Origin of the sequence: Streptomyces sp. NPDC086549 (assembly GCF_044746205.1) — a bacterium.
GTDB lineage: Bacteria > Actinomycetota > Actinomycetes > Streptomycetales > Streptomycetaceae > Streptomyces.
The window spans coordinates 1051909-1071497 of sequence record NZ_JBIVBS010000001.1; the positions used below are offsets into that span (position 1 = coordinate 1051909).

At 70.3% G+C, this 19589-nt stretch carries 23 protein-coding genes, 1 tRNA gene and 1 pseudogene; 3 read left to right on the forward strand and 22 right to left on the reverse strand.

Annotation, left to right across the window (positions count from 1 at the left end; all coding sequences use genetic code 11):
• Window positions 1–2: 2 nt before the first annotated feature.
• The 6 genes and pseudogenes from ACIPSA_RS04760 to ACIPSA_RS04785 all read right to left on the reverse strand — a co-directional run bounded on the left by ACIPSA_RS04760 (window position 3) and on the right by ACIPSA_RS04785 (window position 4379).
• Window positions 3–704 carry a hypothetical protein gene (locus tag ACIPSA_RS04760; RefSeq protein ID WP_402628686.1) on the reverse strand — a complete coding sequence of 234 codons (702 nt, stop codon included), beginning with the start codon at window positions 702–704 and terminating at the stop codon, window positions 3–5.
• Complete coding sequence (locus ACIPSA_RS04765; RefSeq protein ID WP_402628687.1) at window positions 701–1114, reverse strand: acyl-CoA thioesterase; 414 nt, start codon at window positions 1112–1114, stop codon at window positions 701–703. The genes ACIPSA_RS04760 and ACIPSA_RS04765 overlap by 4 nt, the downstream gene beginning before the upstream one ends.
• A gap of 6 nt (window positions 1115–1120) precedes the next feature.
• On the reverse strand, window positions 1121–2785 hold the full coding sequence (ettA, locus tag ACIPSA_RS04770) for an energy-dependent translational throttle protein EttA (protein ID WP_402628689.1): 1665 nt from the start codon (window positions 2783–2785) through the stop codon (window positions 1121–1123).
• 150 nt (window positions 2786–2935) lie between these two features.
• Window positions 2936–3202: pseudogene (locus ACIPSA_RS04775) on the reverse strand (hypothetical protein); the annotation flags it as partial.
• 88 nt (window positions 3203–3290) lie between these two features.
• Window positions 3291–3761, reverse strand: coding sequence for a hypothetical protein (locus tag ACIPSA_RS04780; protein WP_402628691.1), 471 nt, complete (start codon window positions 3759–3761; stop codon window positions 3291–3293).
• 231 nt (window positions 3762–3992) lie between these two features.
• Window positions 3993–4379, reverse strand: coding sequence for an acyl-CoA thioester hydrolase/BAAT C-terminal domain-containing protein (locus tag ACIPSA_RS04785; RefSeq protein WP_402628693.1), 387 nt, complete (start codon window positions 4377–4379; stop codon window positions 3993–3995).
• Here ACIPSA_RS04785 and ACIPSA_RS04790 point away from each other — a divergent pair.
• On the forward strand, window positions 4366–4725 hold the full coding sequence (locus ACIPSA_RS04790; RefSeq protein WP_402628695.1) for a hypothetical protein: 360 nt from the start codon (window positions 4366–4368) through the stop codon (window positions 4723–4725). The genes ACIPSA_RS04785 and ACIPSA_RS04790 overlap by 14 nt on opposite strands.
• A gap of 49 nt (window positions 4726–4774) precedes the next feature.
• Here ACIPSA_RS04790 and ACIPSA_RS04795 read toward each other — a convergent pair whose 3' ends face one another.
• The 4 genes from ACIPSA_RS04795 to ACIPSA_RS04810 all read right to left on the reverse strand — a co-directional run bounded on the left by ACIPSA_RS04795 (window position 4775) and on the right by ACIPSA_RS04810 (window position 10880).
• Complete coding sequence (locus ACIPSA_RS04795; RefSeq protein ID WP_402629499.1) at window positions 4775–6115, reverse strand: Cys-Gln thioester bond-forming surface protein; 1341 nt, start codon at window positions 6113–6115, stop codon at window positions 4775–4777.
• A 353-nt stretch (window positions 6116–6468) separates the two neighbouring features.
• A complete protein-coding gene (locus tag ACIPSA_RS04800) occupies window positions 6469–6939 on the reverse strand; it encodes a single-stranded DNA-binding protein (RefSeq protein WP_402628697.1) in 471 nt (156 codons plus the stop codon).
• A 320-nt stretch (window positions 6940–7259) separates the two neighbouring features.
• On the reverse strand, window positions 7260–9017 hold the full coding sequence (locus ACIPSA_RS04805) for a YfjP family GTPase (protein ID WP_402629501.1): 1758 nt from the start codon (window positions 9015–9017) through the stop codon (window positions 7260–7262).
• A gap of 255 nt (window positions 9018–9272) precedes the next feature.
• Window positions 9273–10880 (reverse strand): dynamin family protein, encoded by a 1608-nt coding sequence (locus ACIPSA_RS04810; protein ID WP_402628699.1) that lies wholly within the window; start codon window positions 10878–10880, stop codon window positions 9273–9275.
• Between the two features lie 320 nt (window positions 10881–11200).
• Between ACIPSA_RS04810 and ACIPSA_RS04815 the strand changes: the two genes are divergently transcribed.
• Window positions 11201–11273, forward strand: a tRNA-Arg gene (locus tag ACIPSA_RS04815).
• Between the two features lie 179 nt (window positions 11274–11452).
• Here the strand turns inward: ACIPSA_RS04815 and ACIPSA_RS04820 are convergent.
• The 12 genes from ACIPSA_RS04820 to ACIPSA_RS04875 form a co-directional block, all read right to left on the reverse strand.
• Window positions 11453–12847 carry a tyrosine-type recombinase/integrase gene (locus tag ACIPSA_RS04820; RefSeq protein ID WP_402628701.1) on the reverse strand — a complete coding sequence of 465 codons (1395 nt, stop codon included), beginning with the start codon at window positions 12845–12847 and terminating at the stop codon, window positions 11453–11455.
• Window positions 12847–13044 carry a helix-turn-helix transcriptional regulator gene (locus ACIPSA_RS04825; protein ID WP_402628703.1) on the reverse strand — a complete coding sequence of 66 codons (198 nt, stop codon included), beginning with the start codon at window positions 13042–13044 and terminating at the stop codon, window positions 12847–12849. Before ACIPSA_RS04825 ends, ACIPSA_RS04820 begins: the two co-directional genes overlap by 1 nt.
• Window positions 13041–14450 carry a replication initiator protein RepSA gene (gene repSA, locus ACIPSA_RS04830; RefSeq protein WP_402628705.1) on the reverse strand — a complete coding sequence of 470 codons (1410 nt, stop codon included), beginning with the start codon at window positions 14448–14450 and terminating at the stop codon, window positions 13041–13043. The genes ACIPSA_RS04825 and repSA overlap by 4 nt, the downstream gene beginning before the upstream one ends.
• Window positions 14451–14541: 91 nt before the next feature.
• A complete protein-coding gene (locus tag ACIPSA_RS04835; protein WP_402628707.1) occupies window positions 14542–14859 on the reverse strand; it encodes a SpdD-like protein in 318 nt (105 codons plus the stop codon).
• An 11-nt stretch (window positions 14860–14870) separates the two neighbouring features.
• Complete coding sequence (locus ACIPSA_RS04840) at window positions 14871–15026, reverse strand: hypothetical protein (RefSeq protein WP_334455440.1); 156 nt, start codon at window positions 15024–15026, stop codon at window positions 14871–14873.
• Between the two features lie 11 nt (window positions 15027–15037).
• Window positions 15038–15229: a mobile element transfer protein gene (locus ACIPSA_RS04845; RefSeq protein ID WP_266717818.1), complete on the reverse strand. Its 192-nt coding sequence runs from the start codon at window positions 15227–15229 to the stop codon at window positions 15038–15040.
• 1 nt (window position 15230) lies between these two features.
• Complete coding sequence (locus ACIPSA_RS04850; protein ID WP_402628709.1) at window positions 15231–15422, reverse strand: hypothetical protein; 192 nt, start codon at window positions 15420–15422, stop codon at window positions 15231–15233.
• 20 nt (window positions 15423–15442) lie between these two features.
• Entirely contained in the window at window positions 15443–16105 is a 663-nt protein-coding gene (locus ACIPSA_RS04855; protein WP_402628711.1) for a DUF2637 domain-containing protein, read from the reverse strand.
• On the reverse strand, window positions 16105–16263 hold the full coding sequence (locus ACIPSA_RS04860) for a hypothetical protein (RefSeq protein ID WP_215207556.1): 159 nt from the start codon (window positions 16261–16263) through the stop codon (window positions 16105–16107). Before ACIPSA_RS04860 ends, ACIPSA_RS04855 begins: the two co-directional genes overlap by 1 nt.
• Window positions 16264–16350: 87 nt before the next feature.
• Complete coding sequence (locus ACIPSA_RS04865) at window positions 16351–17706, reverse strand: FtsK/SpoIIIE domain-containing protein (RefSeq protein ID WP_402628713.1); 1356 nt, start codon at window positions 17704–17706, stop codon at window positions 16351–16353.
• A gap of 2 nt (window positions 17707–17708) precedes the next feature.
• A complete protein-coding gene (locus ACIPSA_RS04870) occupies window positions 17709–18071 on the reverse strand; it encodes a hypothetical protein (protein ID WP_351004240.1) in 363 nt (120 codons plus the stop codon).
• 139 nt (window positions 18072–18210) lie between these two features.
• Entirely contained in the window at window positions 18211–18990 is a 780-nt protein-coding gene (locus ACIPSA_RS04875; protein ID WP_402628715.1) for a GntR family transcriptional regulator, read from the reverse strand.
• A gap of 30 nt (window positions 18991–19020) precedes the next feature.
• On the opposite strand from ACIPSA_RS04875, the gene ACIPSA_RS04880 reads away from it, so the two are divergent.
• Window positions 19021–19473, forward strand: coding sequence for an NUDIX hydrolase (locus tag ACIPSA_RS04880; RefSeq protein ID WP_402628717.1), 453 nt, complete (start codon window positions 19021–19023; stop codon window positions 19471–19473).
• Window positions 19474–19589: the final 116 nt, after the last annotated feature.

Below are 19589 nucleotides of genomic sequence, written 5' to 3' on the forward strand. Positions count from 1 at the left end.
CGCTAGCGGACGCTGACCTCCAGCGCGCCGAGCCCCGCCCTGCGGACGGCGATGGAACCGTAGGGGGTGCGCAGCCTCAACCAGGCACCCGAGGAGAGCAGCACCGGCGATTCCTCGACGGGTTCCCGCGCGCTGCCCGCTGGGGCGGCCGGCCGCAGGAAACCCAGCGACTGGGCCGCGTGCACGGCACGCACCGGAAGGTGGGTCTCCCCGACCGCCTGGGACCAGATGTCCCGCCCGATCCGGTCGAGCTCGGCCCGCGTACGTTGCTCCGGCGCCAACTCCTGCGTACGGGACCGGAATTCGGCGACGGCGGCGGAGACCATGGCGCGCAGCGCGGCCGGCGCCGGAAGCCCCCGCTCCGCCCGCCAGCCGCCGCGCGGCGGAAGGACCCCCGCCCAGGGCGGCCCGGTCACCGCGGCCGGTACGGCGGCCGTGGCCGCCGCCTCGTCGACGGAGTCCAGGAACTCACCGGCGGACACGGTCACGTCGAGCGTGACGTCGAGTCCGTCCTCGTACGGCTTCGCCAGCCGCACCGCGCGGACCGCCAGCACCTCGAAGGACGGCGGCCGCCCGAACACGGCGAGTGCGGTCCCCGCCGCCTGGAGGCGCACCGCGGCCGCACGGTCGTAGTGCAGCAGCCGCGAGAGGAAGGCCGCGAGGTCCGCCGCCTCCCCCTCGTCGGCGAAGTGGAGCACCGTCATGCGGCGACGGCCTCCTCCTCGTCGTCGTCCCGGTACTCCTCCAGGAAGTCCCGCTCCTCGGCGGTGATCCGGCGCGGCCGGCCGGCCTCGAAGTCGAACGGCACGACGACCGTCGAGGCCCGGACATAGACCAGGTCGTCGTCCTTCACCTCGTAGGAGATGGTGAAGGACGCGGCCCTGATCTCGGTGATCCACAGCTCGATGTCCACCGGGTGGTGCCGGTGCACGAGCTGCCGCTTGTAGTCGATCTCGTGGCGCGCCACCACCGACCCCTGCTTGAACTCCTTGTCCGGGCGGAACAGGAAGTTGATCCGGGCTTCCTCCAGGTAACGGATGAAGACCGCGTTGTTGACATGCCCGTACGCGTCCATGTCAGACCAGCGCAGGGGGCAGCGGTAGATGTGGCGCAAGATCGATCAGCCCCGGGTCAGCTTCTTGTAGGTGGCGCGGTGCGGACGCGCGGCGTCCGGTCCGAGCCGCTCGATCTTGTTCTTCTCGTACGACTCGAAGTTGCCCTCGAACCAGAACCACCGGGACTCGCCCTCGTAGGCGAGGATGTGGGTGGCGACCCGGTCGAGGAACCACCGGTCGTGGGAGACGACCACGGCGCACCCCGGGAACTCGAGAAGCGCGTTCTCCAGGCTGGAGAGGGTCTCCACGTCCAGGTCGTTGGTCGGCTCGTCGAGGAGCAGCAGGTTGCCGCCCTGCTTCAGGGTGAGCGCCAGGTTGAGGCGGTTGCGCTCACCGCCGGAGAGGATGCCGGCCGGCTTCTGCTGGTCCGGTCCCTTGAACCCGAAGGCGGACACGTACGCACGCGACGGCATTTCGACCTGACCGACGTTGATGTAGTCGAGCCCGTCGGACACGACCTCCCACAGCGTCTTCTTGGGGTCGATGTTCTCGCGGCTCTGGTCGACGTACGAGATCTTGACGGTCTCGCCGACCTTGATGTCGCCGGAGTCCGGCGTCTCCAGGCCCTGGATCATCTTGAACAGGGTGGTCTTGCCGGCGCCGTTCGGGCCGATGACACCGACGATGCCGTTGCGCGGCAGGGTGAAGCTGAGGCCGTCGATGAGGACCTTCTCCCCGAAGGCCTTGTCGAGCTTGTCCACCTCGACCACGATGCTGCCCAGACGCGGGCCCGGCGGGATCTGGATCTCCTCGAAGTCCAGCTTCCGCATCTTGTCGGCCTCGGCGGCCATCTCCTCGTAGCGGGCCAGACGCGCCTTGGACTTGGCCTGCCGCCCCTTGGCGTTGGAGCGGACCCACTCCAGCTCTTCCTTGAGGCGCTTCTGCCGCTTGGCGTCCTTCTGGCCCTCGACCTTGAGGCGGGTCGCCTTGGTCTCGAGGTACTTGGAGTAGTTGCCCTCGTAGCCGTGGAGGCGGCCGCGGTCCACCTCGCAGATCCACCCGGCGACGTTGTCCAGGAAGTACCGGTCGTGGGTGACCGCCACGACGGTGCCCTCGTACTTGGCCAGGTGCTGCTCCAGCCAGTTCACGGACTCGGCGTCCAGGTGGTTGGTGGGCTCGTCGAGGAGCAGCAGGTCGGGCTGCTCGAGGAGGAGCTTGCACAGGGCGACGCGGCGGCGCTCACCACCGGAGAGGTTGGTGACGGGCCAGTCGCCGGGCGGGCACCCGAGGGCGTCCATGGCCTGCTCCAGCTGGGCGTCGAGGTCCCAGGCGTTGGCGTGGTCGAGCTCCTCCTGGAGCTTGCCCATCTCGTCGAGCAGCGCGTCCGAGTAGTCGGTGGCCATGAGCTCGGCGATCTCGTTGAACCGGTCGAGCTTGCCCTTGATCTCGCCGACACCCTCCTGGACGTTCTCCAGGACGGTCTTGTCCTCGGTCAGCGGGGGCTCCTGGAGCAGGATGCCGACGCTGTAGCCGGGCGACAGGAACGCGTCACCGTTGGAGGGCTGCTCCAGCCCTGCCATGATCTTCAGCACGGTCGACTTACCGGCACCGTTCGGACCGACGACGCCGATCTTGGCACCCGGCAGGAAGCTCAGGGTGACGTCGTCGAGGATCACCTTGTCGCCGTGCGCTTTGCGCGCCTTGCGCATGGTGTAAATGAACTCAGCCAAGAGAAACCGTCCGGCAGCTTGAATCTGGCAGTGGGCAGATACACCCCATCTTGCCTGACTGCCAGCCCTGGACGGAAACCCGTTAGGTTGGGGGGCTCTGACCTGCGATTTCCCTCCCGACGCCTTTGCCGCACCTGTCGCTGCCGGTCGTCAACGATCGACCTCGGGCACCGTCGCACGGCCCAGAGACGGCCCAGGACGGGCAGCGATCAAGCACTGGACGGGCACGCTCGGGACGACACCCGTCGGGCATTGGGCGGCGGGCACCACGATGTCCGCCGTCTCCACGGGCCGCCCCTGGTCGCTGTAGTACGTCCGCCGGATGTGCCGGATGTGGGTGACGAGCGCGGCCTTCCGGACGCCGAGTATCGAGGCCTCCTCGGCAGTGGCCTGCCGCGGCCCGGGCATGTAGGTCGCTGGGGTCATCCGTCCTGGTCATGTGGATGTCAGCGGGTGCCGGCGATCACCGATGGTCGGGGCAGTTGCTGTACTGCACGCCGAGGCGCTACCGGCGATTGGCACTCAGATCGCGGCGAAGCACCTCACGCGCCGCTCGTGTCGCATTTCCGTGGGCTTCCCTGGCGGTGTTGTACTCGTTGGAAGTGAGTCCGTGACCATTGGCCAGCGCCTCCCGCACCTCACGCAGTGTGTGGTACGACGCTGTTACTGCGACCTCAACTTCGTTCGAGACATCGATCAGGAACATACGCTCCCGGGCTTCATCGCATCCAGAGGCGCGGAAAGCCTCTCGAACGCTTGCCGCTAGCTCCGCAGACGTCCGGCCGTCCGCGGACACGCCACGCATGGCCTCGTGAGCTCGCCGGATCGTGACGATGCAGTCGACATACAAGTCTCGGCGATCTTGAAACACGCGATCGGCCACTGCCCGGCGCCAGCGAATGTGTTCAACGCTCAGAGTGGCGCCCGCTCCCCCCACGATGCCAACAGCGGTGGTTGCGACCGTTATCCAGTTCATCCCATGGATTGTGCCTTGTTCCGAGTCGGCTAGCCGGGACATGCCATATGGTCACCAACTTGGAAGATCGCGTATGCGAGTGGGCGCTGACCTGGCGGGACGTTGACCTGCGCGTTCTCCGGGCGCTTGACGACATTCCCCGCTGTTCCCCGCCGCTTGCCCCTTCATCGGGCACGCCGGGGCACGTGGTCTTGACAGAGGCTGCCCGTTCTGGCCTGCGCACCGTGGCACTCACCTCTGGGTGCCGGCGAGGAAGGCGAGGACTTTGGGCCAGCCCCGCTCTCGTGCGACAGCGTCGCCGGCGCGCTTGCCACCCAGGTCGTCCACGCGACCGGTGGAGGGGTTGGCGGCAACTGTGCCCTCCGCGAGGAAAGGGAAGGTGCCGACGCGGTGCCCGGCGTCGGGGTAGACCAGTGCCTGGTACGGATACCGGTCGTGGACCGCACGCAGGTCACCGATGATCGCGTTGACGTAGATCGGTGATGGCCATAGGGCGTCGTCTGCGCCGGCGATGGCCAGCAGTGGTCCGCTGAGGTGATTCAGTGGGATGTTGCCCTCGGCAATGGGTTGTCCGCCCTTGGTCCAGGCGGTGAAGATGTCCCAGGTGTCCGGAAGCATCAGCGCAGGGCCCTACACGGTCTATCCCGGAACGAGCCTGGCGCCCGGCCAATCCGAGCCGGTGGACGTCATCGTGACGGATCAGGTTGCGGATGGCCCGTGGGACGTCTCCCTCACGCTGAACAGCGGGCTGTTGAAGGAGACCTACAAGGCTCGGATCACCTTCCCGAAGGGGCCGGGCATGGCCGCGGCAGCCCTTGCGGATCGTGATGAGCCAAGCCCGGTGAACTGGGGCGTCATCGCGGCGTCGGCGGCTCTGGTCCTCCTGATGGTGGTGACGTTCGTGATCATCCGTAGTCCTCGGCGACGCGCCGGAGGCAATGAATCCGGAGAGGACGAATCCTGATTCCCCCTCAGCCGGTGTCCCGGTGGTGATCCGCTCACTGCCGGGACGGTCAGTCGCCCGCCGGTGTCTCCTTCTTGCGGAGCAGGACCAGGGCCGCGCCGCCGATGACGACCAGGCCGATGGCGACTCCCGCGATCAGCGGGGTGGCGCTGGTGCCGCCGGTGGCGGCGAGGTCGGTGCCGCCGGACGTTCCGCCCACCGAGGCCGGGCTCGGCTCGCTGAGCGTCTGGACCGAGTCGCCGCCCGCGCTGCCCTGGGTCTTGCAGTCGAGGAGGCCGCTGAATCGCCGCTCGAATCCGTTCTTCCCCGTGATCACGAAGTCGTAGGCCTGGTCCTCCTGCAGCGGGATCGCCACGGTGCGCGAGGTGCCCGCGGGGATACTGTGCTCGGTGCCCATCAGCTCGAAGGTGAAGGGCTCGTCGCCCTTGTTGGACGCCGTGATGTCCACGCCGCCCTCGGCACAGTCCTCTCTGGCCGACAGCGCGGGTATCGCGCCCTTCTCGGCCCAGGTGGCGCTCGCGGCGGCGGAGACCGTCGACTCGCTGGAGCCGGCCAGGATCTGGGTCTGGCTGCGGCTGTCGGAAGCGAAGGCGCGGCCGACCGGCACGGTGGTCGACGCCTGGACGGTCAGCTCGGCCGTCCCGTCATCGGCATCCTCGGGAATGTCGAAGTACAGTCGGCTGCCGTCCTGCGCCGAGGTGATGACCTTGCCGGCCTTGTCGACGATCCGTGCGCCGCTGATGGCCGCGTCCGCGGGCGGGGTCACCGTCACGTCCCGCGCGTTGGTGTGCACCGTGACCGGTCCGACCCGTTCACCGGGCCGGCCGGATACCGCGGGCGGGTCGAGGGTCAGCGAGGCGCTCGGCTCGGCCATGTCGCGGGCGCTCTTCTCGAGGTAGTCGGCGAGCTTCTCGGCCTGCGGGTCGACGGCGTCGACATCCGCTCCGTCCGAGTAGCGCCAGATGGCCACCTGGGTGCCGGCCGCGGCGTCCTGTTCGGTCAGACCGCGGACGCCCGCCCGCTCGGCGAGCGCCGCGAGGTCGTTCACCTGCGGATAGGAGTTCTGCAGGATCCAGCGGATCCGGCCGGCGTCCTTGTTGGTCCCCAGCGAGGTGCTGCTCCAGGGCGTCTCCTGGTACTTGGCGTCCTTCTGGGTGGGGTTGTGGATGTCGACGCAGTACGTCTGCAGGGTGCCGCCGCCCTCCACGGACATCTCGAACAGGCCCGCGGCCACCGTCAGATCGCCGCCGTCCTCGTGGACGACGGCCTCGCCGTACGTCTTCAGGCCGCCGATGATGGCGGTCGCCCCGCCCTGGGTCAGCGAGGTCCCGTCGGCGGCGGCCACGCCGGCCCCGGCCAGCACCCCGGCGGCAACGAGCCCGGACACCAGTGCCGCTGAGGCGAGGCGGGCCGCACCTCGCCCGCGGGCGGACAGCGCGGACCGCGTGGACGTTCCAGCGAGCCCAGAGAACGCAGAGAGCACAGAATTCCCCTTCGAGCAGGACCCATTGGCGAGGGGGCACGGTCCCACCAGCAGAATCAGGAGCCACGAGGGCTACGCCCGGCATCCTAAGGATCAAGCGCGTCGACCTTGCCGGTCATATCGTCGGATGGCCGATCCGACTCGGAATCGTTATCGCCGTGACCGACTGTGAGCAGGGCTTATCGACAAATCAACCCATTCGTTCGGAGCGCACTCATCGATAAGCCACAGTTCGGTCAGACCACAGACTGTGGCTGACATCACGTCACCGCGGCTGGCTCCAAGTGCTGTTGCACGGGGACGTCCGCGGACTCGCCCGCCGGTGTCTCCCAGTTGGGCTCGGGCCGCGTCGAGGCGGGCGCCGTCTCCGATTTTCCCGTACGACGGAAGGCGGAGGTGCCGCGTGCCAGGTCATGACCGATCGCCACCGCGTCGATGTCCGCGGAGGCCCAGTTCTGCTGCCCCTCGCGCGTCTCCGTGCGCACCTTGAGCCTGCCCTGGACGACAACAGGGTCACCCACGTTCAGCGAGGCCGCCGCGTTGACCGCGAGCTGGCGGTTGGCCCACACCGTGAAGAAGTTGGTGTGCCCGTCCGTCCAGGCGTTCTTCTCCCGGTCCCAGTAACGCGACGTGACCGCCATCCGGAAGCGCGCCGACGGACCCGCCGCCAGCTCCCGGTACACCGGCTGCGTCGCCACGTTGCCCACCGCGCAGACCATCGTCTCGTTCATCGTGAACCCCTCCCTCGCCCGGTCTCCGACACGGGCAGGCATGCGTACGGGCCCGTCCCGTACGGCTGCGTCTGCTGCCGCGACCGCGTTCATCGCGTTCATCGCGGTCGCCCCGGTCGCCGCGTTCGTCGCGGTCGCCGCGCAACCAGGCTGCCTCCGCCGGGCCGGGCCCGCTGAGCGCTGTGGGCCACGGACCTCTTGTGGAAAACTCCGCCACCGGGACGAATGATGCATGTCCCCCGCGAGCTCGCACCGTGATCCCGGTGCGACTCACCCCACCCTTGTCCCGGTGCGACTCACCCCCCTTGACCTGGCCCGGCTCACCCCACCGTGGCCTCGGTCCCGACCACCCGCCCGTACTGCTCCCGCACCTCCCGGTACCGCAGCAGCTCCGCGGCCAACGGATCGAGCACCCGGGCCCGGCCGCAGCCCGCGGCCGCCTCCCTCAGCCGCCGCTCCGCCTCCTGGCCGTACCGCCGGGCCGGCCCGCGCGCCGCCATCCGGCAGCCCCACTCGACGAGCGGCCCACCGACGATGCCGGCCAGCATCAACAGCACCGGCACTCCGAGGTTCGGCGCCATGACCCCGACGATCTGCCCCATCAGCCACAGCCCGCCGACGACCTGAAGGATCGTCATGGACGCCTGGACCAGGACGGCCACCGGCCACCAGCCCGGCCGCGGCGGCCGCCCCGACGGCAGCGCGGCGCTCGCCGCCAGCTCGTCCAGCGCCTCGGACAGCCCCTGGGACCCGCGTACCGCCGCCTCGCGCACCGCCTGCGCCCAGGGCGCCGGCATCCCGGCCGAGGCCCGGTCGGACACCGTGCGGACCGCCTGCTCGACGCGCTGGCGTGCCGTCGCCTCCTCGTCCGTCGGCGGGCCCAGGGGAAGGCGCCCCGTGGGGAGCTCGCCGCGGTCCTGGTACCACCGCCACAGCCGCAGCCAGGGCGTACCGCAGGCCCGGTTGGCGTTGCGCAGCCAGGCGCGCTCCGCCGCCTCGCCCGCGGCCGTGGCGCCCACCGCGTCCGCGAGCCGGGCGGAGAAGTCGTCCCGTGCCGCCTCGCTCAGCTCCGTGCGACGTCCGGTGGCGTAGACGGGCCGCAGCCCGGCCGCGGCCGCGTCCACGTCGGCCGCGATACGCCGGACCGCAGCCCCGCGCTCCGACACCAACTGGCCGAGCACCTCGCGTAGTTCACCGACGCCGTCCCCGGTGAGCGCGGACAGCGCGAGCACGGTCGCGCCAGGTTCGCCGTGCTCTCCCACGGCGATCCCGTCCTCGTCGAGCAACCGCCGCAGGTCATCCAGGACCTGGTCGGTGGCCTCCCCGGGCAGCCGGTCGATCTGGTTGAGGACGACGATCATGACCTCCGCGTGGCCCGCCATGGGCCGCAGATAGCGCTCGTGGAGGACTGCGTCGGCGTACTTCTCGGGGTCGACGACCCAGATGACCGCGTCCACGAGCTTCAGGATGCGGTCCACCTGCACGCGGTGCTGTACGGCCGCCGAGTCGTGGTCGGGCAGGTCGACCAGGACGAGCCCGCGCAGCTGTGCCTCCGCCTCCGGGCTCTGCACCGGCCGCCGGCGCAGGCGTCCCGGGATGCCCAGCCGGTCGATGAGGCTCGCCGCGCCGTCGCTCCAACTGCACGAGATGGGCGCGGCGGTGGTCGGGCGTCGTACCCCGGTCTCCGAAATGGTCACGCCGGCGAGCATGTTGAACAGCTGCGACTTACCGCTGCCGGTGGCGCCCGCGATGGCTACGACGGTGTGCTCGCCGGAGAGCTTGCGGCGCGCCGCCGCCTCGTCGAGGACCCGGCCCGCATCGGCGAGGGTCTGGCTGTCGAGGCGGGTGCGGGAGAGTCCGACCAGTTCGCGCAGGGCGTCGAGGCGGGAGCGGAGCGAGCCGTCGTACGCCGGCGGGGCCGGGGGCTGCGGGCCGGAGAGCCGGGTCTCTACGCCGGAGACCTGCTCGGGGGCCGGCGCGGGGGCGGTGGCCTCGGTGACGCGCCGTGCGATGAGGCCGTCGTCCCAGACGCCTGGGGAATCGACGGCGGCTGCTTGGGTGTCGGCCTTGTCGGCCATGGCCTGGGCGTCCGCGTCCGCGCGCATATCCGTACCTCTGTCCGCATCGCCTGTATCCGCATCCGCATCCGCATCCGCGTTCCCGTCCGCGGAGGGGCCTTCTTCAGGAAGGGCGCTGTCGCGCTTCTCCGGGTCCTTGACGATCGAGACTGCGGCCCCAGCGCGATCGGTGTGGTCGCTGCGCTCGGTGTGCTCGTTGTGCTCGTTGTCGCCCGTGTGATCAGTGTGGTCCTGGTCAGTGACGGCGGTCACCGGTCACCTCTCCTTCTGCAGTACGGACAGCGCGGCGATGAGTTCGGCCTGGGGTTCGGGCTGGACGTCCAGGGCATCGAGCGGAGCGAGGCGGCGCTCGCGTTCGGCGTGCATGACCCGGTCCAGATGTTGGGTGAGCTGCCGTCCGGCACGTTCGCGCAGCCGCAGCGCGCCCTGGGCCCCGATCCGCTCGGCGAGACCCTCGCCCGCGGACCGGGCCCGGCGGCCGCCCAGCAGCGTGGTGGCGACGAGTGCGGCGACGACCTCCGGGTCGGGCGCGACGCTCCGGTCGAGACGGCGCGCCTCTTCCTCGGCGTACTCCTCCAGCTCGCGCCGCCAGCGCCGTACGGACAGCCCGATCCGTTGCTCGGCGCTCTCCGGCGACGTATCCCGCTGCGTGAGCTCCGGGGCGCCCGCGGCCGGCTCCCGGCGCCAGGCCTCGTCGACGCGCTCGTCGGCGGCGGTGACGGCGCACAGCAGCAGCGCCGCCAGGCTCTCCGCCAGGGCGTCCAGGAGCTCACCGGCGGTGCAGTCGAGGGGGAAGGCGCGCCAGCGCTTCAGGGCTCCCCCGGCGAGGACGGCCCCGGACTCCAGCCGCCCTCGTACGCGCGCGTGCTCGCTGTCGTACGCCCCGTCGACGGCGGCGGTGAGCCGTAGCGCGGCCGCGTACTGGGCGGCCGCGGCACTGGCCAGCTCGGGCATCCGCGACTTCAGCGAGTCGATCACCCCGTACGCCGTACGCGCCAGGGCGTGCTGCCGGGCTCCGGAGTCCTGCGCCTGATGGACGAGCCAGGTCCGCAGCGGCGCCACGGCGGTGGCCGGCAGCAGCCCGCCACCCCAGGCCGACTCGGGCAGCTCGGGCACGGTGAACCGGGGTACCTCGCCGAGCCCGGCCTTGGTGAGCAGTGCCCCGTACTGGCGGCTGACCTCGGAGACGACCTGGTGCGGCACCCGGTCGAGGACGGTCACCAGGGTGGCGTCGTACTCCTTGGCGGTACGCAGCAGATGCCAGGGCACGGCGTCGGCGTACCGGGCGGCGGTGGTGACCATCACCCAGATGTCGGCCGCGCAGATCAGCTCTGCGGCGAGGACGCGGTTGTCGGCGACCAGGGAGTCGATGTCGGGGGCGTCCAGCAGGGCGAGCCCGCGCGGGAGGCTGTCGACGGTCTCGATCCGCAGCACGCGCGCCGGGTCCTCCCCGGGAAGCATCAGTTCGTCCCTCGGGTCCTGATGGGGCACCCACACGCGCGTGAGGTCCGGCAGCACGCGCATCCCGCTGAACCAGTGATGGTCCTCCGGATGGCACACCAGCACAGGTGTCCGGGTCGTCGGCCGCAGTACGCCCGCCTCACTGACCCGCCGCCCCACCAGAGAATTGACGAGCGTCGACTTGCCGGCGCCGGTGGAACCCCCGACGACGGCCAGCACGGGCGAATGGGGATCTCTCAGCCGGGGCACCAAGTAGTCGTCGAGCTGTGCGAGCAGTTCGTCGCGGTTGGCACGCGCGCGTGAGGCCCCCGCCAGGGGCAGCGGGAAGCGTGCGGCGGCGACACGGTCGCGCAGAGCGGAGAGCGTGTCGAGCAGCTGGGGCCGTGCGTCCAAGGTCACCACATGCGAAGAATGCCCAATTTCGGGGGAATTCTGAAGCATATAGACATGCCTGCGCGCCGACGGAACACAACGGACGGAAGGGACGACTGGGACGCGGGCACAGTCCAGGCATAACGAGTGCACAACACCCGGTGCGCGAGACGCCAAAAGCGGTGCACGATTCGTACCTGCCTGCGATTATCAGGACCGCTTCACCGAACCTCCACATTGAGCCACGGAGGCGAAGCAACAGGGACAAGGATCCGGGAGCCCTATCCTTGTCCCCGGCAACGTCACGGATCAGCCCACACCCGGGCAGCACGTACGAGGCCACCACACCGGCCCCCGTAGCTCAGTGGATAGAGCAGGCGCCTTCTAAGCGCTTGGCCGCAGGTTCGAGTCCTGCCGGGGGCGCAAGTCTCCGCCCTCCCTCTGGGAGGGCATTTTTGCTGCTCAGAGCACGTTTCACCCGCCACGACGAAGCCCCGGCCACTCCCCCGACGATCATGGGGAAGTGCCGGGGCTATCCGGCTGTCACCGGGTTTTTGCGGGTGGCTGTGTCGAATACGTGTCGAAGTTTTCGGCGAGAGGCCTCAGCCCGCGTCGGGCAACTCGGGAAGATCCCCCGCGGCCTCCAGGCGCCGTTTCAAGTCAGGCAGCTGCCCCTCGACGCACCGTGCGTAGGTGGCCAGCAGCACCGGCACGCTGTTTCCGGCCCAGTCGGCCACCTGGGCGGGTGGAATTCCGTCATTGAGCCACTTGGTGAGGCGCGTGTGCCGGTTGTCGTACACCCGCCTGCCCGTGGGCGACTCGAAGACGTGCGGAGGCAGGACAGCCTTCCGCGCACTGCGCCACGCCCGACGGATGACCGACCCCGCAAGAATGCCGCCCGTCTCCCCCTGGAACAGCAGACCACCAGGCTTGAGCTGTTCGTCCGCGATGTGCTGCCGAAGAATGCGCGTCAGGGCCGGATGCCCCGGCACAGTGCGCGTCTCGCCCTCGGCCCGGCCCTTCAGGTCACGTTCCTCGTGGATCTCCCCGGTGTCGGTCCACTGCTTGCCGACCTCCGGAGTCGCGGTGTGGATCATCAGCTCACACCACTGATCTCCGGCGTCGGGCCCGGGAAGCGTCACATCCTGCACTCGCATGGCTACGGCTTCCTCCGGCCGCAGCGCGCAGTAGTACAGCGTGGCGAAGAAAGCGTGCAGCCGCGTTCCCCCGCGTGGCCGGCGCCGGATCCATTCGAGGAGCGCCGCCGCCTGGTCCGCATTCATCAAGGACCGCTTGTCCACGGCGTTGCTGGTCTTGGTGACAGTCGTTGCCTCCTTCCCCTTGGGGAGGGGGTTGGTCCGGAGGACGCGCCGCCGGATCGCGTGCTTCATGACGACGTTGAGGATCCGGCGGTTGCGCTTTCGGGACCAAGCCGCCGCCTGCTTCCCGTCGAGGCGCGTGTCGACGGCTCGCAAGACCTCATCGACCCTCTCCGGCTCCTCCCAGACCGAGACGGGCAGGGAGTTGCGCTCCACCCATCTGAGGATTGTCACCACGTCTCGCGGGGCGTCCGCGCGGCGGGTGGCGTTGAACGCCCATTCGCGCAGCGCTGTCCGCACGTCCACCGGGGCGAACTGGGTCGGCTGGGCACGCAGCAGTGCGATAGTGACCGCCGTCAGGGTCTTGGCGGTGTTCTTACGGCTGTTGCCGCCGAGCTCCGCCCAACGTGCGTCCACGTACCCGACGGCGAACGCGTACCAGGTCATCGCAGCCGACTTGGAGCGGTGGGACACCGGCAGCCCGGTGGCAGTGACGAAGGCTTCGCCCTTCCCCGTGGCCCGGATCAGTTCGGAGCGGAAGCCCTCAGCGAGTGCGACGGTGCCGAAGGGCTCACGCCAGCGCCTACCCGCGACCTCCCAACGCACGGTGTAGGTGGTCTTCCGGGCCCCCTTGTACGTGAGGATCTTGTAGACCTTGACGTCGTAGGTGGTCTCCATCAGGCGGCGTCCTCACGGTCGTCGAGCCAGTGGTCGAGATCGGTCCGCCGGATCCTGAGGTCGCCGTTCGGGAGCTTGATGCAGCGCGGCGCACGGCGCTTCGCCCGCCAGTCGTAGAAGGTCGAGCGCGAGACGCCCAGTTCCTCGCAGACCTCCGCAAGGGTCAGCATCGTGCGCGACCGGACGGCCGTGGTCATTCCGTGTTCCCTTCGCTCCGGAGGACTTCGCGGGCGGTCTCGCGGTTGGTGTGCAGGTCGCGCGCGATGGTCGCGGCGAGGGCGGCTTCACCCGGGGTGTGGCCGTGGCCGGCGTACTGCCAGTCGGTCAGGACGAGAACGGTGTCCGGTTCGCGGTCGTCGAGGCCGAGGGCAGACGCCTCTTGAGCGGCGCGGAAGTCGGCGCGTTCCTGGCGGAGGGCGCCGAGGGTGGTCGAGTAGGCGCGCGACTTGGACGAGAAGTGCCCGCGGAAGCCGAGCATGTGCGCCCAGGCCCAGAGACGTCGGTCCGGGTACAGGGCGTCGAGGTCGCGGCACGCGGTGATGAGCCGCCGGGTGTGGTCGGGGACGCCGTGGCGGTCGAGTTCGGCGAGTTCACCGATGCGGCGGTCCAGGGTGCCGGTGTTCTCGGCGGCTTTGGTGGCGTACTTGGCGACGTAGGAGGCCACGGCCTGTTCCGTGATGTCGGAGCCGTCCCCGAAGGCCTTGACCGGCCGGACGTCGAGCTGTCGGCCCCATCGGAACGTCCGGGCGGGCTGGTCGTCGGCGGCCGGAACCGAGACGGACGTGTACGAGTGCGCGGCGGCGGCCCGGAGCGCGTCGGTGAGTACGTCGACCGTGGCCCAGGCGGGCGGCGGTGTGCCGGGTCCCTCGGGGCCATCGAGGCGTACGACGGCGTGGAAGTGCAGGGCCCCGCGCTTCTGGAACTCAGCCACCTTGCCGTACGAGACACGCAGGTGGTCGGCGAGTTCCCTGCGGGTCAGGCCGGCGCGGGCGGCGAGTTCTCGGCGGAGCCGGGTGGTGAAGCGCTGCCAGAGCTGTCCGGCGTGGTTGTTGAACAGCACGGCGCCCGCGTAGTCGTAGGCCTCCGGGTCGAGGGCGGTGCCCAGCTCCGGGGCGTCGGACGCGTGCCGGTCGCCGCAGCGGCAGGGGCCGCCGTGATCGGGCCGGTTGTGGACCGGGCCGAACGAGGGGGCGGTGAGGGTGACGAAGACGCGCGGGTGATCGCGGACGGCGGCGGGGATGTCCCGGCGGTCGTCCCCGGCGAGGCCGGCGCGGATCAGGTGGTAGGTGTCGCCCGCGTAGGTCCAGGCGCAGGACGGGCAGCGGGAGGCCCGGCGGTTGCCGCAGGCGAGGCGCAGGCGTCCGCCCGGCTCGGCCTCGGTGGAGTAGCGGTGCAGCGTCTCGCCGGTGGTCTTGTCCTTGGTGAGCGTCCAGCCGGTGAGGTGGATCGGGTCAGAGCAGCCGCCGGTGCGGCGGATCTGGTCCTCCCAGCGGGTGTAGTCGGAGGCCGAGGCCACCCGGAGGACGTCTCCGAGGGTGATCGGGTCGAGCGATTGGGCGGGCGTGGGCGTCTTCAGTGCCGCGGATGAGGCCCGGTGGGCCATGCTGGGTGTTCCTTCCGGTTGCGAGATCGATCGGTGGGGACGGCTCCCGGGCGGCGGATGCTTGGCGGTATCAGGGCCGCCCGGGGGCCGGTCAGCGTCGCTTGGCGTCAGAGGCGAGCAGGGAGCGCAGGACGACGGCGCACACGGCGACGGACGCGCCGGTGATGGCGACAGCCAGGAGCAGCGAGACCAGGACGGCGCCGAGGACCAGGACCACGGCCGTTCCGGCGCCGACGAGGGCGAGGGCGGTGCCGGGGGTGACCTGGACGACCGGGCGGGACGGGACCGGGGCGACGGTCGCCGGAGGCGGGACCGGGGTGCACGAGGTGATGGTGGTCGGCTCGGCGATCACGGGCCGGGAGACGAGTCCCGTCGGGGTGGGCATGGTGGGGATCTTGGGGCGGAGCATGGCGGGTCTCCCTACTTGATGGCGGTGTCGATGACCGGGGCGAGCAGGCTGTCTGCGATGAGGTAGCCGCCGAGGAGCAGCACCAGGACCAGCCAGAGCGGCGGGCGGAAGAGCTTGCAGCCGAGGTAGCCGACGACGGCGAGAGCGAACCAGAGCGGGACCTGCATGGCGGTGTCTCCTAGCGAACGCGGCAGCGGTGGGTGCGGGCGGCGAGCTGCGCGGCGGTGCCGCTGGAGTAGTCGGCGGACCAGCCGCAGCGGTCGGCGGTGCAGACGGCGGCGTGCACGGTCCTGCCGTTGCGGTCGCGGTGAGTGCCGATCTGCACGGGGCCGATCCGCATTACGGAGTGGAAGTTGTCGCGGGCGGGCATGTCAGGCGGTCTCCTCACGGGTTGCGGTCGGGTCGGGGAAGCTGGCGCGGATGCCGGCGGCGGTGGCCGGGTCGGTGGTGCGCCGGGCGGCTTCCTCGGCGAGCAGGTGGGCGAGGTAGGGCCGGTCGGCGGCGGTCATCTCGCGGGCGCCGTCGAGGTAGTCGGAGGCGGTCAGGGCGGGGTCGGAGGTCATCTGTCGTCCTGTCTTCCGGGTCAGGTGAGCTGGGCGGCGATGGCGTCGGCGAGGTGCGGCGGGACACCGAGGCGGGCGCGCAGGGTGTCGGTGTCGATCGGGGCGCCGGTGCGGTCGCGGTAGTCGGCGGCGACCTTGCGGGCGTGGTCGACGAGGACGGCGGGAACCGCGGGGGCCGGGTCGGTGGGCGGAAGCGCCGGCGGTTCCGCCACCGGGGCCGGGGTGGTCGCCGGGTCCGGCACGGGTTCGGCTTCCGGCTCGGGGTCTGTGACGGAGTCGGTTTCCGGTGCGGGTGCCGGCTCATCCGGGGGCCGGTGGTCGGCGGAGTGGGCGAGGAGGGTGCCGCCGAGGAAGGCGAGGGCGGGCCATCCGGCGATGCCCAGGCGCAGCAGGGCGGGCGGGTCGGCCAGGTCGAGGAATCCGGCGGTGGCGACGTTGGCACCGAGGGAGGCGAACAGGGCGATGAGGAACCAGCACCAGGCCAGCCGGGACGGGCCTGCCGAGCGGAGGCGTCGCCAGGCGGCGACCATGAGCAGATCCACGCTGACCGGGTAGGCCCAGGCCTTCCAGCCGTCCTGTCCGGCAGCGGCGGCCAAGTCGTGAAGGTGGGCGAAGGACAGGGCCCCGGCAATCACGGCCTGGACCAAGACGGCGTCGACACGCAGGACTTGACGGGCGGCCATCAGGACTCCTCCCCGGTCGGCGGCTCGGGAAGCGAGGCGGCCAGGGAGGGGCTGACGACGTCGACGAAGTCGAGGTCGGCGCCGCTGGTGTCGGCGTAGAGGGCAAGCTGGCCCAGGAGCAGGACGGTGCGGGCAAAGTCCTCGCAGTCGGGGCACATGACGCGGGTTCTCCCTTCATCAGGCATGGCGGGGGTAGGGACTTGGCGCGAAGGGCGGTCGCGCCGGCCGATGGGACAAGCGAGAGATCAGGCGGTGGCCGGAGAAGGCTTGACCGACGGCACGGGAGCGGCGGCGGATCCGGCGAGGGCGGGCCGGAACGGTGCCAGTTCGGGCAGGGCCGGGGTCCGGTCGGCGTGCCGGTTGCAGAGGTTCACGGCTTGGCGGAGCGAGGTGTGCGGAGCGCGGATGCGGTGCCAGCCGCCGGAGGAGTCACCCGCAATGGCGATCCCCCGCAACTCGGCCGGGATCTGGATGGCGGCGAGGACGGCGTCCGGGGAGATGTCGCCGAAGGCCATGTTGGCGCTGGTCTCGTCGTTGACGCGGTGGGCGGTGCGGCCGGTGAGCTGGGCGCGGAGCATGGTGATGCCCTTGCCGAGTTCGGAGCCGAAGCGCTGTCCGCAGATCTCCAGGTAGATGCCGGCCGCGCGGCCGAGCTGGGCGAGGCGGACCAGGGCGGTGATGATGCGGTCGCGCCGCTTCTCCTCCTCCTTGCTGGCGAACAGGGCGAGTTCGGCGACCTCGTCGACCAGGACCACGATCGGGGTCGGACGCAGTTCGTCGGGCAGATCCCAGATGTCGGCGGCGATCTCCGCGTCCGGCACGTCGACCGTGATCCGCTGCTGGGCACGGATGAGCTGATAGACGTCTGCCATCCGAGTCACGAGCGCGTCGAGCAGTTCGGCGGCGGTGTCGGGGTTGTCGGCGAGGGCGGAGAAGCGGCGGGCCAGCGGGAACAGCTCGACCCCCTGTTTGCAGTCGATGCCGACGAGCGCGACGTCCATCGGGGCGAGTCCGACGACCAGGTTGCGTTGGTAGACGGACTTGCCGGATTCCGTGGCTCCGAGGGTGAGGGCGTGGGGTATCGCCCGGTAGTCGCGGTAGTGCACCGAGCCGTCCTGCCGTAGGGCTACGGGAACCCGCATGGGCCGGGTCTCGGTCGTGGCGGGCATCTGCACCCGCTTGAGCACGTCGTAGCCGGTCATCCGCACCTCTACGACGCCGGATCGCAGCTCACGCGAGGTGACGCCGTACATCGAGAACGAGTGCCGCAGCCGGTCCGAGGCGGCGGCGATGTCGAAGGCGTCCTGTCCGGGGCGCAGTTTGAGCCGTAAGACCAGGCCGGTACGAGTCGGCCGCAGCCGCAGGATGCGCGGTGGACGGGACTCCGGCATAGGGCGGTTGGTGGCCCGTGCCAGGGCGAGCCGCCATCTCGCGGGCGGTACGGTCAGCCCGCACGCGTCCATGACGGAGCCGTACCGGACCAGGACCCGCAGCGTGGCCAAGGTGACCCCGAAGGCCAGCCAGTACCAGGCGGGACGCCGCCACCGCAGGAGACCCGCGGCGGCGACGACCAGCACCAGGGCGACCGTGAAACCGGCCATGATCAGGCCGCCTTCGGCCCTGCGGCGGCGTTGACGTTGGCGAGCGAGGTGACTGCGACCGCGCGGAACGCGATGCCGTGCCGCTTCTGGCCGTTGAAGTCGTTCTCCCACGGCCGCGCGACCAGGCCGGTGAGCGCGACCGGCGTGCCCATGGCCAGCTCACCGCTGATCCCGGGCTCCGGGACGGTGATGGACAGGATCTCCACCTCCTCGTTCGCCGCGAACATCACGTCGACCGTCATCAGCTTCGAGCCGGACTCGATGTCCATGGCGATCTCGCCCGTGCGGCGGTCCTTGACCTTGGGCTGCGGGGTCTTGGCGACCATCACGATCGCGGCGGAGGTGTCGACGGGGATCTGACGCATAGCGGAGCACTCCTCTATAGATGCTGAACTTCGCCACTCATATACATGAGTGACATGAAGAAGAGTGCATCACTCCTATACATGAGTCAACCCGCCGCGAAGAAGAACTCGCGACGGGCTGTGAAGAGTTGAGGGGCCGTCAGTCGTTGGCAGGGATGCGGTACTCGAAAACGAACTGGTCAGCGGCCATGAGCGTGTCGCACACCTCGACCACGAGACCCGCGGTCGTACGGGCCTCCCGGATCAGGTGAACCACGGCAGCACCCGGGCTCAGCGCAAGCTCCGAGGCTTCTGCCTTCGAGGCCGGCCGCGCTTGCAGCGTCTCGACGAACTCCGCGAACTCATGTCCGTGGTCTTCGAGCCGGGCGTAGATGCCACCACCACCGGGGTTCTCGGCGAACAGCTCCGGGATCTCCTTCACGACGTCCCACGGCAGGTAGGACGTGGCGGTCTCGACCGGAACGCCGTTGCGGAAGTAGAGGCGTCTGCGGGCCAGCACTTGCGTACCGGCAGGGATACCCAGCCGCTGGGCGGCGTCCTCGGGAGCCTCCATGGGCCCGATGTAGAGGACGCTCACCTTTGCGGTGGCGCCGGACTGCGCGGACTCGGCAAGGTAGGCCGCCTGCCCTCCCTGCCGGAGCGAGCGCCGGAAGCGATCGGAGGAGCGGTGCCGCACAGGAGGCCGGTTCTTCACGATCGAGCCCTTGCCGTGCCGGGTCTCGACGACTCCACTCGCCCGCACCTCGGCCATGGCCTTACGGATCGTCCCGCCAGACACACCGTAGCGATCCACCAGCTCGGATTCACTCGGCACCATGTCACCAGGCTTCAGAACCCCCGCCCGGATCTGCTGCACGATCTCTTCCGCGATCTGCACGTACCGAGGCCCGGCCGTGCCCCCTCCAGCAGCAGTTCCCATAGTCCTTCTCTGCCTCCTAAGCTCCTCTACATGAGTCAACCACAGGAAGCGACACCGCCTCCCCTGCACTCCGTGTCCGTAGCGGGAGTGGTGGTGCGCGAGGACGGCCGCCTCCTGGCCATCCGCCGAGCCGACAACGGCACCTGGGAGCTCCCCGGCGGCATCCTCGAACTCGACGAGACCCCAGAGGCCGGCGTCGCTCGCGAGGTCCTGGAGGAGACAGGCATCCACGTCGAGGTGGACGAACTCACCGGCGTCTACAAGAACATGTCCCGCGGAGTCGTCGCCCTGGTCTTCCGCTGCAAGCCCTCAGGCGGCACCGAACGCACCTCCGGCGAGTCCACGGCAGTCTCATGGCTCACGCCAGACGAGGTCAGCGAGCGCATGTCCGAGGCCTTCGCCATCAGGCTCCTGGACGCCTTGGACGGCAACGGCCCCCATGTACGAAGCCATGACGGGAAGCACCTCATCCCAGCGGGATAAGACTTTCTCTCCTTCTATCAAGGCCCGCGCACGGCGCGGGCACGCGCCGCCTGTCGGGGCCGCCGCCCTGTCTTCGCCAGCGGCGGCCCCGACAGGCGGCGCGCTACATGCAGCGG

What these genes read in the sequence shown, in the direction of transcription:
- ACIPSA_RS04825 (WP_402628703.1), bottom strand. Translation starts at nt 13,044, where the DNA reads ATGACCACGGCCGTCCGGTCGCGCACGATGCTGACCCTTGCGGAGGTC.
- ACIPSA_RS04785 (WP_402628693.1), bottom strand. Translation starts at nt 4,379, where the DNA reads ATGCTTCCGGACACCTGGGACATCTTCACCGCCTGGACCAAGGGCGGA.
- ACIPSA_RS04820 (WP_402628701.1), bottom strand. Translation starts at nt 12,847, where the DNA reads ATGGAGACCACCTACGACGTCAAGGTCTACAAGATCCTCACGTACAAG.
- ACIPSA_RS04835 (WP_402628707.1), bottom strand. Translation starts at nt 14,859, where the DNA reads ATGCTCCGCCCCAAGATCCCCACCATGCCCACCCCGACGGGACTCGTC.
- ACIPSA_RS04860 (WP_215207556.1), bottom strand. Translation starts at nt 16,263, where the DNA reads ATGTGCCCCGACTGCGAGGACTTTGCCCGCACCGTCCTGCTCCTGGGC.
- ACIPSA_RS04880 (WP_402628717.1), top strand. Translation starts at nt 19,021, where the DNA reads ATGAGTCAACCACAGGAAGCGACACCGCCTCCCCTGCACTCCGTGTCC.
- ACIPSA_RS04800 (WP_402628697.1), bottom strand. Translation starts at nt 6,939, where the DNA reads ATGAACGAGACGATGGTCTGCGCGGTGGGCAACGTGGCGACGCAGCCG.
- ACIPSA_RS04845 (WP_266717818.1), bottom strand. Translation starts at nt 15,229, where the DNA reads ATGCCCGCCCGCGACAACTTCCACTCCGTAATGCGGATCGGCCCCGTG.
- ACIPSA_RS04850 (WP_402628709.1), bottom strand. Translation starts at nt 15,422, where the DNA reads ATGACCTCCGACCCCGCCCTGACCGCCTCCGACTACCTCGACGGCGCC.
- repSA (WP_402628705.1), bottom strand. Translation starts at nt 14,450, where the DNA reads ATGGCCCACCGGGCCTCATCCGCGGCACTGAAGACGCCCACGCCCGCC.
- ACIPSA_RS04870 (WP_351004240.1), bottom strand. Translation starts at nt 18,071, where the DNA reads ATGCGTCAGATCCCCGTCGACACCTCCGCCGCGATCGTGATGGTCGCC.
- ACIPSA_RS04760 (WP_402628686.1), bottom strand. Translation starts at nt 704, where the DNA reads ATGACGGTGCTCCACTTCGCCGACGAGGGGGAGGCGGCGGACCTCGCG.
- ACIPSA_RS04805 (WP_402629501.1), bottom strand. Translation starts at nt 9,017, where the DNA reads ATGGCCGACAAGGCCGACACCCAAGCAGCCGCCGTCGATTCCCCAGGC.
- ACIPSA_RS04780 (WP_402628691.1), bottom strand. Translation starts at nt 3,761, where the DNA reads ATGAACTGGATAACGGTCGCAACCACCGCTGTTGGCATCGTGGGGGGA.
- ACIPSA_RS04875 (WP_402628715.1), bottom strand. Translation starts at nt 18,990, where the DNA reads ATGGGAACTGCTGCTGGAGGGGGCACGGCCGGGCCTCGGTACGTGCAG.
- ACIPSA_RS04855 (WP_402628711.1), bottom strand. Translation starts at nt 16,105, where the DNA reads ATGGCCGCCCGTCAAGTCCTGCGTGTCGACGCCGTCTTGGTCCAGGCC.
- ACIPSA_RS04840 (WP_334455440.1), bottom strand. Translation starts at nt 15,026, where the DNA reads ATGCAGGTCCCGCTCTGGTTCGCTCTCGCCGTCGTCGGCTACCTCGGC.
- ACIPSA_RS04865 (WP_402628713.1), bottom strand. Translation starts at nt 17,706, where the DNA reads ATGGCCGGTTTCACGGTCGCCCTGGTGCTGGTCGTCGCCGCCGCGGGT.